This window comes from Phycisphaeraceae bacterium (assembly GCA_019636735.1).
Classification (GTDB): domain Bacteria; phylum Planctomycetota; class Phycisphaerae; order Phycisphaerales; family SM1A02; genus VGXK01.
The window spans coordinates 81,782-94,163 of record JAHBWY010000006.1 but is presented as its reverse complement, the minus strand read 5'-3'; the positions used below and the strand labels follow the sequence as shown (position 1 = coordinate 94,163).

Sequence of the window (12,382 nt, the reverse complement as noted above, 5' to 3'; positions counted from 1 at the left end):
TCAGCCTCGTGGCGCGACGGCGTCGGCATGCGCGCTGGCGCTATCTGCGGCAGCGTCACCAGAGCTTGCGACGCGCGATTCAGCCACGCCGGAAGTCGCTCCGCGCGGGGGGCGTGGTGGAGAGCCGGCCAAGCGGCGCAGGCGATCGACCAGCGAAGTCGGCGCGGCGGGCAACTGGGCGTGCAGTCGCTGACGAAGGGCGCTCAGGAGATCGTCGGCGCGAATCTCCTGACTCATGCGTCCATTGTCCGCCATGCGAATCACCCCCGTCTCCTCGCTCACGATGATGACGAGCGCATCGGTTTCAAGCGTCGCGCCGAGCGCGGCGCGGTGACGCGAACCGAGCCTCCAGCCGGGAGTCTCCTCGGCCAATGGAAGTTGCACGCTCGCGGCAGCGATCCTGTCGCCTCGGATGACGACAGCCAGGTCGTGCAGGGGACTGCTCGGCCAGAAGATCGACTCGAGCAATCGCGCGCTGATCGCCGCATCGACGACCACGCCGGACGCGGCAAGGCCCTTGAGGGGAACGGTGCGCTCGATGGCAATGACGGCGCCGAAGGAGTTCCGGCTCAGGAACTCGACAGCCTCGGCCACGGCTTCGACGGTCTGGTCATCGCGTCGGCGATCGGTGCCCAGCGCGGTCGTCTGTCCAAGGCGCACCATGCCTTGACGCAGTTCAGGCTGGAACACGACCAGCAGGAACAGCGCCAGCGCCCCGAGCAATCCTTCGCTGAGAAAACGAAGCTGCGCGAAGGCGTCACTGAAGAGCCCCACGAATCGAAGCGCGAGGAAGAGGCCCGCGACCAGCACGATCAGACCCTTGAAGACACCGGCGCCTCGGGTCCCCTGGATGAAGCGCAGCATGAGATAGACGCCGAAGAAAATGACCGCCATCTCGACCGTGACGGCGAGCGGGTCATGGCCCCGGAAGAGCTGCTGAATGCGATCCTGCATGCGCCTGAGCCGAGTATAGCCCGCGCCATCCAGTGATTGGACGGTTAGCATGGGATGGATGTCCACGGCACCACGACTCGCGATCGGCCGATCCACGGGGCGCTGCGCCGCGACCGGCGAAGCGTTGGAGGCCGGCAGCGCCTGCGTGGCGGTCCTGCGCGACGGCGGCGATGATGGCTTCGAGCGACTCGACTACTCACTCGCCGCGTGGGACCGCGGGGCAAGACCCTCGGGCGATTTCTACTTCTGGCGGACGGTCGTCCCCCATCCCGATGAGCGGCGCGGCATCGTCATCGACGACGAGGTGCTCGATGAGATGCTCGATCGACTCGCCGATGATCCGCGTGCCGAGCGACAGGCCTTTCGATGGCTGGTGGCGCTCATGCTTCTTCGGAAGCGGCGGTTGAAGCACCTCCGGGTGGAGCGGGAGGATGATCGCGAAGTGTGGCTCCTGCAACGGCGCGGGGGTGGCGATGATGCCCCGGTGCTGCGCGTCGTCAATCCGCACCTTTCCGAGGAGGATCTGCGCGTCATGGCGGAGCAGATCGGAGCCCTCGTCGAATCGGATCTTGCGTGATGGCGATGACCGGTCGGATGCTGGGTCGCTGGCGTGCGCTCGTTCCACTCCTGCCGCTCGCGGCCGCGGGGTGCTGCTCTGAGAGTGGTCCGCAAGGCGCTGCGTGGCCCGCGTCTGAACGGCCTGCGTTGATCGGGCCAGGTCCCGGCCGGGACACGACTCCGGCCGGGGATGCGCGTGGGGTCGATGCCGAGGCACTGACGCCTCAGAATCTCATCGCGGCCCATGACGCCGAGGTGTCACGCCTTCCCTTCCTTGTGTCGTCGGGCATCGTGCAGGTGAACTGGCGCGATGGGGAGGCTCGCCACTTCGAACAGGGCGATCTTGATCTTCGATATCGCGCCCCGCGCGAAGCGTCGCTTCGAGTGAGCAAACTGGGCGAGGTCTTCCTTGTCGCCGGGACCAACGACTTGTTCTGGTGGTGGTACGACGGTTTCGGCAAGCCGACGCGCTTTCAACTTCGGCGTCATCGAGATGCGAAGAGCGGTGCAACGGGGAGCGAGCGCGGCGCGGGCACCGTCGCGGAAGCCGGCAGCGATCGCGTGGAAGCGGAGGCCCTCTTGCTCCTCTTCGGGCTGAAGTCGCTGGGCAAGGCCGCAGGGTGGGATCCACTCTCACCCACGGATCCGACGGAACGAGCAGTGCGCATCGAACCTCAGCCGGAGTCCGGAGGCGTGCCCTTGCGGGCGCTCTTTGCTCCGTCTCGAGTGCAGGGATCGGCGCAGTGGGTCCTGGTGGGGCTTGATCTCCTCGATCGCGACGACGAAGCGGTGGCGTCCGTGCGTTACGACGCTCATCGGCGCGTCGAGCGACGGGGCGTTGCCCCCGGTGAGTGGCCCGTCGTCGCCACGCGCCTTCGCATGACGATTCCACCGCGCGAGGGTCGATCAGCCTCCGAGTGGTTGATTGAACTCGATCGGCCGGTGGCCACGAGTGATCGGATCGTGGACCGCCTCTTCGATCCCGTGGTGGTCCGAACCTCACTTCGAGCGGACATCGAAGAGAGCGACGAGGGGGCGCCGTGACCACTCTTAGGACGCTCCTCCACGGCGTGATGTTCGCGATGGTGTTGATCGGAACGGGCGTCGCCATGGGCGATGACGGCGCTGCCCACACCGCGAACACAGCGCCGACCAATCCAGCGGCCAAGGCGCCGGCCATTGCCCCGCACCCGAGTGTGATCGCGGCCTCGGGAGGTGGCGAACACCTCTGGTTCGTGCTTCGGCGCGGAGCGCTGGCCGCGTCCCTTGGTCATGTGGCACCGGGCATGAACGAGGGTGAGTATCGCCCGGGACTCCCGATCTCGGCGCACCCCGCGGCGATCGGTGCCTGGGGCGGTGACGCATGGCTCCTCTTTCCTCCGAGGAGTGCGCTCCTTCCGAGATCGCATCTTCTTGCAACGGGCACTCGTCGCAATCCCGCGACAGGACTCTGGATCTCGGCGCCGGGTGATCGGCTCATTCTGCAGCCGCAGGTTCCGAGCGAAGCGCTGGTCGAATCGATGGTCGCGTCACCCGAGGGGGTGACTGCCATCTTCGAAGGGGAGCCGACCGCGTGGCAGTTGCGCCGCGGATCATGGAATCGTCTGTCGTTGCCCGAGCCCGTTGAGAGCGCATCCAAGCGGCGACTTGAACCGCGTGAGTCGGGGCTGTCGGTGCTCGCGACTTCGGGTGCGCAAGGAACATGGGATCGATGGCGCGGCGACGGCGAGGTCTGGACGCAGCATCCGCTTGGCCTTGACGGAGACTTCGAAATCCAGCCGGTGGGAGGACCGGCGCTGATCGCCCTGGTCACCAGAAGTGGCGGAGGAGAAGCGGGGACAACCCTTGAACGCAAGGTCATGACGCTTCCCGATGATGGACCGCGACTCCTGCTCACGCTGGATGACTCAATCCCCGAGGGGAGCGCCCTCGCTTGGTTCCGTGAAGCGCCCTACCTCATCGATGGTGCCACCGGCTCGCCGCGATTGAGGCGCATCGATCCGATCGAGGGCTCGATCGCTGCGCCGGTCGTGCTGAGCCCGCAGCGCTCGCTCGCCTCGGCGTGGAGTCATCTGCCCATTCTCGGCGCCGTGGTCATCTCCCTGCTCATGGTGGTCTTCTTCGTCCGCTCGATCCGTGATGAGCGGGAGCAGCGTCTTCCCGAGGGGTGGGAGCCCATGCCATTCACCCTGCGCCTCGCGGCGCTCGGTGTCGACCTCGTTCCGGGAATCGTCATCACGAAGTTCATGCTCGGGGTGCCGTGGTCGGCGTTCCTCTCCCTGCCTTGGCTCGTCGTCGACTCCGATGCGGCGCTGCCGATGATCGTTGCCCCGATCGTCACCGTCTTCATTGCCATGCTCTGGGAGTTCGCCTTCGCCACGACCCCGGGGAAGCGCATCTTCGGTGGACGCGTCATTTCGATGAGGGCGGACGCCCCATCGATCGATCCGACTCCGGGGCAGACCTTGGCCCGGAACATCTTCAAGTCGGTGGTTCTCCAGATGCAGCTCCTGGCAATCTTCACTCTTCTGCATCCGCTGGGGCAGGGGGTGGGCGAGACAATCTCGGCCACTTGCGTGGTCCGACGCCGCGCGGTAACTGAAGCCGCCCCCACGGCGTAGCTCTTCGCCGTCGTGGGGGAGCGGGGAGAGGCAACCGCCCCTCCTTCAAGGGGTGAGCGGCCCGCTGCCGATATCGGAGTGCGACGCGGCGAATGGACTCGCCGCGCGGTCGACTCGCCGGCGTCCCGGCGAAGAGAGGATCTCGTGCGCGACGAGCCCGATGTGACACCCGCCCCCGCTTCGACGGAGGGCACAGCGACTTGGAGGCTCTCGAAGCGCTGGAGCGCGGTGGTCCTCGGCGCCGTGTTGGTGGTCACTGCGGGCGCGGTGTGGTGGATTCGATCGGCACCGCCACCTCCCGTCGAGCGCACTCCACTTGAACGGCTCGCGGAGGCCGAACTCGCGCTTCTGGGCATTGATGGCGCGGGAGTCGAACTCCCTTCGCTGCCCCCCGGAGCGGATCGCGATCTTCGACGCCGCCACATGATGCTCACTGTCCGGCGCTTGCTGGCGCTTGAGGAAGCGGAGCGCGCCCTTGAAGTGATGGCCAGTGAGGAACTGAGTGGCAGTGTCACCGCTGACGGAGCTTGGCGTTCACTCCGGCTGCACGCACTGCGGGTTGCCGGGCGAGCCGAAGTCGCTTCGGCGGAGTGTCTCGCCTGGCGGCGCTCGATGGATGATGAACATCCCGAACGAGCTTGGGCTGACGCGGAACTCGCCCTCGACTTCGCCCTCGCCGGAGATTTCGCGTCAGGCAGGCGCGTCGCGGAACCCTGGCTCGATCGCGCTCTTTCACCGGTTCCCGCGTCGCGGCTCCGGCTGGCGGAGGCGCTCCTGCGTTCGTCGCGGGGAGACCACGCTGTTGCCGCGGCGGCGCTCGAAAGTGCCCTCCAGTTGGATCGTTCGCTTGACCCCCGGAGCGCCCTCGGGCAGCCGCGCATGCTTGCCGTGGCGATCGAACTCGCCGACGAGGCCGTTTCGAGCGATGCTCGAAGTGCGGCGATCAGGCTTCATGAGATCGCGCTCGAATTGGGGGGAAAGGGAAGCGTTCGTCTCGCACTGCTGGAGCGGCTGGCGGCGCTGAGCCGCGCCGATGCCATCGATCTGCTTGAGCGGAGCGACCCCATTGATCCCACCGCGGCGGAGCGGATCAATCGGCGACTGCTGGCGGCAGCCGCGGCGGCGCGCGAGGTCGCCGAGCGGATGGCGACCGACTCGTCGGCATCGACGCTCGAGCGACGAACCGCGGCGCTGCATCTTGCCGCGGAGTGCTGGGAGCGGGTTGGGCTTGGGGACGATGCGGTCGTGACCTGGCGTGAGTGGCTGCTTGCGCGGCCGACCTCCGATCCGATGCGCGCGGAGGTGCTCGCGAGGGTCGCTGAAACCCTTCACGGTCTCGGGCGCTTCGGTGAGGCGGTGGATGCGTGGCGTCATCTCCTGAAGGCCTATCCCAACAGTCCCCACGCGGCGCGAGCAACCATTGCTGCGGCTCGCTCCATGCGTGCGGACGGAAGAACAGACGACGCGGTGGCTCTTCTCGATGAGGTGATTCAGGGTCGCGGAGGAATCGACCCTGAGTCACCCGTCTTTGTCGAGGCGCTGATCGAGCGTGGACGGCTGGCTTCTTCGTTGGGCGACTCGGTGACCGCCCGTCGCCGTCTCGATGAAGCTCGGCGCCGGGACCCTGGGCATCCCGCGTCGCTCGAGGTGACGCTGCTCCTTGCTGATGCATGGCGCGGCGAAGCGCTCTCGTTCGAGGAGATCTCGCGCGGCCCGGCGGCTCCCTCCGACGCGGCCCACGCCCTGCGCCAGGCTCAACTGGCGTGGCGGGAGTCATCCGATCTCTTTGCGCTCGCCGTGGCGCGGATTGATCTTGAGGAGCTGACCACGCAGGACGAGTGGTCACGCGATCGAGGCGCCTTTGCTCGCCTCGGACTTGCCGCCTCGCTTGAGGCTCTGGGCGATGTGCAGCGAGCGATCCTTGCCTATGAGGAGACCGATCGCCGCCATGCAGGCAGTGAGGCGGCTCTCGTGGCGCTGGCCCGTCTGATGGTCGTCGGTGAAGGCGAGATCGAAGCGCTTCGCCGTCGTGCGCTTCGACGCATCGAGGTCCTTGACTCCGAACCTCGCCTCATGACTCGGGCGGAGTGGCGACGGTGGTTCGCCGTGAGTGAGGGCAGCGATGATCACGCTGCGATTGACAATCCGGCCAACGAACGCTCGACGCTGCTGGCAGGAGGTGCCCGATGACCTTCAGTGAACTCTGTGCAATTGCTGAAGAGCTCGCCTCACTGTCGGAGGCGCATCCGCCACTCGCATCCGCCGCCGACGAGGAGGTCGAGGCGCACCTCTCCAGGCGAGAAGAGATCATCTGGAAGCTCGGTGGTGCGTGCACGCCTACGGTTCTTGTGTCGGCCACTCCGGAAGAGCGACGACGCCTTGCCGACCTGCTGCAACGGGTGGAGGCCGCGACCCGTGCCATGAGCGAGGCCGCGAATCGCAGCCGAGATGACGCGCTGCGACAAGCCTTCGCGCTGCCAGCCGAGGCGCGCCATCGTGAGCGCCACGAGGCGCGATTCACGGAGCGCATTGCATGACACCTGCGTCGGTGGAAGTGAGTCGTGCAGGAGCATCTGCGATCCGCGCCGCGAAGGCGCGGCCGGTCCTTCACGCGGCAGAGCAGGGGCTCGATGAGATGCCGATCGAAGCGACGCCTGGGTCCGGATCGACGGGGACTTCGCCCCGATCCGACGCGTCGCCTCCCGACCTGCCCGATCTCCTGCGCGTCTTCAACGAGGTGTCGTCGCGGCTGAGCGAGACGCATCGCCGTCTCGAGGAGCGCGTGGCAGGTCTCCAGCGCGAACTTGAAGAGGCCCGCGACGGCCTTCGGCGCAGTCGCGCGCTCGCCGGACTCGGCGAGATGGCTGCCGGGATCGCCCACGAGATCCGCAATCCGCTGGCCAGCATCGCCCTGCATGCGGAAGTGCTGCGTGAAGATCTCGCGGATCGCCCGGAGCAGTGCGAAGTGCTCGACAAGATCGCCCGTGCCATCACGCGGCTCGACTCGATCGTGGGTGGAGTGCTGCGATTCGCTCGAAGTGCCCGCAGCGCCACGCGAAGTGCGCTGGTGATTGAGTCGGTGCAGGAGGCGCTCGCGGCGTGCAGCGCCGAGATCGAGAGCGAGGGGGCGAGTGTTGAAGTCCGCGTCCCGTCCGAACTCGAAGTTTCAGGCGATCTCGAGTCGATTGTGCAGGCGCTCGTCAATCTCGTGCGCAACGCCGTGGAGGCCATCGTGGCGGCGGGGCACGATGGTGGTTCCATTCGAATCGACGCAGGCATGCGCGAGCGCCTCGGCGCCGATGGGTGCCGCACACCGATGATCTGCATCGCCGTCGAGGACAGTGGCACCGGGTTCGATCCGGCGATCATGGATCGAGTCTTCACCCCCTTTGTCACCACCCGGGCGAGCGGCACCGGGCTGGGACTGGCCATCGTGCATCGCATCGCGGATGCGCACGGTGGAGCCGTCCGGATCGAGCGAAGCTCGCTCGGCGGCGCTCGAGTCGAACTTCTTCTTCCTCGGTGCGGGGAGCAACAGTCCGGGGATGACCCCAGGAGTGAATCATGGGCAGCGTGATGGTGGTGGATGACAAGGAACTCATGCGCGACTCGGTCGGCACCGTGCTCGCTCGCCGAGGACATCGTGTGATCGCGGCACCGGGAGGACGCGAGGCGCTCACGCGGCTCGCGGAGCGAGGGGTCGACGCCGTGGTGACCGATCTTCAGATGCCGGGCATGGATGGGCTCGAGCTTCTCGCGGAGATCCGGCGCATCGACGAATCGCTGCCCGTGGTGTTCATGACGGCGTACGGCACGGTCGAGACGGCGGTGCGGGCCCTCAAGGCCGGTGCCTTCGACTATGTGACGAAGCCCTTCACCGGCGATGAACTCGCGCTGACGGTCGAGCGGGCCATCGAGCATGTTCGGCTCCTTCGTGAGAATCAGCTTCTGCGCGTCGTTCATGCACCCCACGGAGCGCCCGATGCAGCGGGGCGACTTGTGGGCGACAGTCACTGCATGCTTCAGCTTCAAGAGGAGTTGAAGCGGCTCGCCGAGAGCAATGGCACCGTCCTCATCGCCGGCGAGAGCGGGACCGGCAAGGAAGTGGCGGCGCGATTCGTGCACGCCCACAGTCCTCGCCGCAGTGCGCCGTTCCTCGCGGTCAACTGTGCGGCCCTCTCCCCAGCTCTGCTTGAAAGCGAACTCTTCGGCCATGAGAAAGGCTCCTTCACCGGCGCCGATCGCCTCCGCAAGGGTCGCTTTGAACTCGCCGACGGCGGCACTCTGCTGCTCGACGAGGTGAGTGAGATCCCACCTGAACTTCAGGCGAAACTCCTGCGCGTCCTTCAGGAGCGCTGCTTCGAGCGCGTCGGCTCGAGTCATCCGATCAAGGTCGATGTTCGTGTCATCGCGACGACCAATCGGGACCTGCGACGGGAAGTCGAGGCGGGCAACTTCCGCGGCGACCTCTACTTCCGACTCGATGTCCTTCCCGTCCGCATGCCCGCCCTCCGCGAGCGGCTCGACGATGTTCCACAGCTCGCCGAGCACTTCCTCGAGGCGGTGGCGCGGCGCGAAGGTCGGCCCCGCCGCCGACTCTCTCCCGATGCGGCGGAACTGCTTCGCTCCTACGCGTGGCCTGGCAATGTCCGCGAGCTCTGCAATGTCTGTGAGCGAGCTGCGGTGCTCGCCTCCGAGGAGATGATTCCCGCGCGTCTGCTTGCGCCGTGGATCGGTCTGCCGCCGCACCTGAACGGGAACTCCGCGCGAAATGCTCTGGTGCCGCAAGAGTCGGCTGCCGTTGAGGTCCTGCCCGGCGGGCTGCCGATCTGCGACGGCACGATCACGCTCGAGACGCTGGAGCGCGATGTGATCCTCCGGACGCTCGAGCGTCATCGCGGCCATCGTGAGCGTTCGGCTCGAGCGCTCGGCATCGGAGTCCGCACCCTGGGCCTGAAGCTCCGTCGGTGGAAGGATGAGGGCCGCATCGCCCCGACCGTGTGATGCAACGCTGACTTCAGAATCGTGAGCATGGATCCGCTCGAAACAACCACTTCGCGCACCCTTGAGACGGTCATGCGCTTCGCTGCGGCACGGCAGCGCGTGCTGGCCCATGACCTCGCCAATCTCTCGACCCCCGGCTTTCGACCCGTAGATGTCTCCGTGGATGCGTTTCAGGAGAGCCTTCGCGACGCGATCGATCGGGCCAGGCAGGGTGCCGCGCCGTTTGCTCCGCAGGACTCGGAGACCGTGCGATTCGTTGGGCAGGAGGTCGTGCTCAAGCCTCGGCCGCGCAGCGAGAACATCCTCTTCCACGACCGCACTGACGCTGACGGCGATCGGCTCCTCTCCGATCTCGCTGAGAATGTGCTTGCCTTCAGGGCCGCGGCGGAACTCCATCGCCATCGCACTGCGCAGATCCTGAGCGCCATCCGCGAGCGGCCGTAAGCAGAGGCTGTTCGGAGCCAACTGGCGGCGGCGGGGGCGGGATCGCAGTCTTCGATGGCAGATTTCCTGCAACACCCGTTGTCGCGTCGGGCGAAGCGTCTCGATGGCGATGATCGCGCGACGAACCCGCGAAGGCTCGAGCGGCCGGCGGCGGAGCGGGTGCTCCTCTCCTGGCGCGTGCTTTGCATCAGGAGACCTCACGCCGACCAAACGGCAGGAGATCGCGCATGTATGGCCTCTTCGACATCAGCACTTCCGGACTCGTCGCGCAAAGAGTGCGCCTCGAGACCATCGCCGCCAATCTCGCGAATCAGGAGACGCTGCTCGACGCCAACGGCAATTTTGCACCGTGGCGCCGCCGCAGCGTCGAGTTCGCGGTGGGCGACCCAGCCGCAGGTTCGCTCGCCGGGGCCTGGCCCGAGCAGCCCCTCGGTGTCCGGGTCGCGAACATCCGTGAGAGCGACAGTTTCGACCTGCGCTATCAGCCGGGCCACCCCTACGCCGATGCCGAGGGCTATGTCCGCTACCCCGATGTGGATCCGGTCATGGAGCAGATCGACGCCCTCGATGCCGTTCGAGCCTATGAAGCCAATATTGCAGCGGTCGAGGCGTCCAAGTCGATCTACGCCTCTGCGCTGGGCCTGCTTGCGTGACCTGCCATGAGTGATCCACTGAGCATGCTCGGACCCGCTGGAAGCCACCTTGGTGCGCTTCATCCGGCCGCGCCGGGAGCCGATCGCTCCGCTGCTGGAACGGGTTCGGCCGATGGCCCCAGCTTCGAGCGCGACTTCCTCGCCGAAGTCGCCCGACAGATCGATGAAGTGAATCGCCTTCAGGGAGACGCCGATCTCGCCGCCGAAGATCTCGTGGCCGGTCGTCGTTCCGATGTCGAAGGCGTCATGATCGCGACCCAGAAGGCCGACACCGCATTCAGAATGCTGCTGGCCGTTCGAAATCGCATGATGGAGGCGTACGAGGAAGTCAAGCAGATCCGCATCTAAGTCCGATCGATGAATGACCGCTGCGCCATGGATGGCGCACGGAGTTCGCGGGTTGATCCCGCGTGAGATCGGAACGGCATGGAGGCCCAGCGCGTGGAGCGCTTCAGAGACGCATACGACGCTCTTGGACGGAAGTTGTCGGAGATGAGCCCTCGCAGTCGTGTGCTCATCGGCTCCGTCGCGATTGTCGCTGCGCTCGCACTCTTTCTGGCCATCATGTACGCGGGTGGGCGACCGGCGAAGGTCCCGCTCGCGATCAGTCCCGAGTCGATCGGTGCCGCACGCCTCTGGCTTCAGCAGCAGGGGGTCGATCACGAGGAACGCCAGGGACGGCTGCTGGTGGCCGCCGATCGGCGCACCGCGGTGCTCGCCGGGCTTTCGGAGAGTGGCGTCGGCGGTGATCGACTCATCGACTTCAACACGCTGATTGAGCAGGAGAGTCCGTTCCACAGTCAGGAGCAGTCACGCTTTCTGCGCCTGGCGGCCACGATGGGCGTGCTCGAGCGCATGATCTCGCAGTACCGTGGGGTTCGCAGTGCTCGCGTGGTCATCGCCGATCCGCAGCGGACCACCGGACTCGGCATGGCGCATGTCCCGCCGACCGCGAGCGTCACCGTGGTCATGCAGCGCGATGAAATGTCACAGGACCTCGTGGACGCGGTCGCCGGACTCGTCGCCGGCGCGCATCCCGGGCTCAAGGTTGAGAATGTCACCGTCACGGACGCGATGGCGGGGCGCCGTCGCCATGCCCGTCGCGCCGAGGACCTTGCCGTCGGCACCAATCTCGAGCAGCAGACGCGGCTTGAGGCTGTCGTGCAGCGACGCATCGAGCAGCACCTCGCCTTCATTCCCGGCGTGATGGTGGCCGTGCACGCCCAGGTTGTGACGAAGGACATCAGTCGTCGCGAGCAGAGCTTCCGGGAGCCGGTCATCGGCCCGCTTTCCGAGCGATCGAGCGCAACGAACACACAGGGGCCCGCGCCGAGCGGAGATGTCGGCCTTCGACCCAATGTCGGTGTGAGTGTCATCCAGTCAAATCGGGGACAGAGCGCATCCTCGGAGCAGTCGGAGCAGCGCCTCGATCCGCGCTTCCCAAGCGAGACGGCGCTGATCCGAGACCCGACCGGCTACGCCGCGAAGATCAACGCCTCGATCAATGTCCCGCGAAGCTACATCGTGCACTTGTGGCGTGTGCGCCCGGGCAGCAGTGGCGAGCCCGATGAAGCGGCGCTCGAGGCGATTCGGCTCGAGGAGCTCGATCGCATCCGCCGGAGCGTGGAGCCGCTGATTGACACCGACACCTTCGATGGCTCGCGCAGCGGCACGGTGACCGTGAGTGTCTATGCCGATGTGCGCCCTGAGCCTGAACCCGAGCCGGTGCCCACCGCTGCGTTCGTCGGTCTTTTCGGCCCGCTCACGGGGGGTTCATCGATGGGCCCGATGATCGGGCTCATGGCGATCGGCGCTGTGGCGCTCGGACTGATGTTCCTGATCGCGTGGCGCGCTCTGCCGAAGGCCGCGCCGACCACTGCGGTGGCGGCGAGTGCCGAGAGCAGCGAGCCCGCTGAGCCGATCGGCTCCGTGTCTCCGGGCATGGCTGCGGATGTCGTGGGCGAAGCTGAAGCGGAGACCCCGCCGCTTGAAGGGCGCGAAGTCGACGATGAGAGCCTTCGACGGCGCCAGATGCTCAAGCAGATCAACGAGATGGTGGATCGAAGTCCGACGGAAGCGGCATCCCTCCTGCGTCGGTGGATGCGCGCTGCTGGCTGAACCGGCCGATGCAGTGACTGCACCTTGAGT

General features: G+C 66.7%; 12 protein-coding genes. 11 read left to right on the top strand and 1 reads right to left on the bottom strand.

All coding sequences use genetic code 11. From position 1 onward, the window contains the following. Window positions 1–1,005, bottom strand: a complete 1,005-nt coding sequence (locus KF724_09730) for a diadenylate cyclase (protein MBX3355964.1) — start codon at window positions 1,003–1,005, stop codon at window positions 1–3. Between the two features lie 7 nt (window positions 1,006–1,012). Between KF724_09730 and KF724_09725 the strand changes: the two genes are divergently transcribed. The 11 genes from KF724_09725 (at window position 1,013) to KF724_09675 (ending at window position 12,352) form a co-directional block, all read left to right on the top strand. Further along, window positions 1,013–1,531, top strand: coding sequence for a hypothetical protein (locus KF724_09725; GenBank protein ID MBX3355963.1), 519 nt, complete (start codon window positions 1,013–1,015; stop codon window positions 1,529–1,531). Further along, window positions 1,531–2,556 (top strand): hypothetical protein, encoded by a 1,026-nt coding sequence (locus tag KF724_09720; GenBank protein MBX3355962.1) that lies wholly within the window; start codon window positions 1,531–1,533, stop codon window positions 2,554–2,556. The genes KF724_09725 and KF724_09720 overlap by 1 nt, the downstream gene beginning before the upstream one ends. Continuing rightward, the gene (locus KF724_09715; GenBank protein ID MBX3355961.1) at window positions 2,553–4,133 is read left to right on the top strand and encodes an RDD family protein; all 1,581 of its coding nucleotides are present in this window, start codon (window positions 2,553–2,555) and stop codon (window positions 4,131–4,133) included. The genes KF724_09720 and KF724_09715 overlap by 4 nt, the downstream gene beginning before the upstream one ends. Before the next feature lie 144 nt (window positions 4,134–4,277). Beyond that, the gene (locus KF724_09710; GenBank protein MBX3355960.1) at window positions 4,278–6,323 is read left to right on the top strand and encodes a hypothetical protein; all 2,046 of its coding nucleotides are present in this window, start codon (window positions 4,278–4,280) and stop codon (window positions 6,321–6,323) included. Next, a complete protein-coding gene (locus KF724_09705) occupies window positions 6,320–6,670 on the top strand; it encodes a hypothetical protein (GenBank protein ID MBX3355959.1) in 351 nt (116 codons plus the stop codon). Before KF724_09710 ends, KF724_09705 begins: the two co-directional genes overlap by 4 nt. Beyond that, window positions 6,667–7,710 carry a hypothetical protein gene (locus tag KF724_09700; GenBank protein ID MBX3355958.1) on the top strand — a complete coding sequence of 348 codons (1,044 nt, stop codon included), beginning with the start codon at window positions 6,667–6,669 and terminating at the stop codon, window positions 7,708–7,710. Before KF724_09705 ends, KF724_09700 begins: the two co-directional genes overlap by 4 nt. Further along, window positions 7,698–9,137, top strand: a complete 1,440-nt coding sequence (locus KF724_09695) for a sigma-54-dependent Fis family transcriptional regulator (protein MBX3355957.1) — start codon at window positions 7,698–7,700, stop codon at window positions 9,135–9,137. Before KF724_09700 ends, KF724_09695 begins: the two co-directional genes overlap by 13 nt. A gap of 27 nt (window positions 9,138–9,164) precedes the next feature. After that, complete coding sequence (locus KF724_09690) at window positions 9,165–9,581, top strand: hypothetical protein (protein ID MBX3355956.1); 417 nt, start codon at window positions 9,165–9,167, stop codon at window positions 9,579–9,581. A 227-nt stretch (window positions 9,582–9,808) separates the two neighbouring features. Continuing rightward, window positions 9,809–10,234 carry a flagellar basal body rod protein FlgC gene (flgC, locus tag KF724_09685; protein ID MBX3355955.1) on the top strand — a complete coding sequence of 142 codons (426 nt, stop codon included), beginning with the start codon at window positions 9,809–9,811 and terminating at the stop codon, window positions 10,232–10,234. 6 nt (window positions 10,235–10,240) lie between these two features. Continuing rightward, entirely contained in the window at window positions 10,241–10,582 is a 342-nt protein-coding gene (gene fliE, locus KF724_09680; protein MBX3355954.1) for a flagellar hook-basal body complex protein FliE, read from the top strand. Between the two features lie 144 nt (window positions 10,583–10,726). Beyond that, window positions 10,727–12,352 (top strand): hypothetical protein, encoded by a 1,626-nt coding sequence (locus KF724_09675; protein ID MBX3355953.1) that lies wholly within the window; start codon window positions 10,727–10,729, stop codon window positions 12,350–12,352. The last annotated feature ends 30 nt before the right edge of the window (window positions 12,353–12,382 follow it).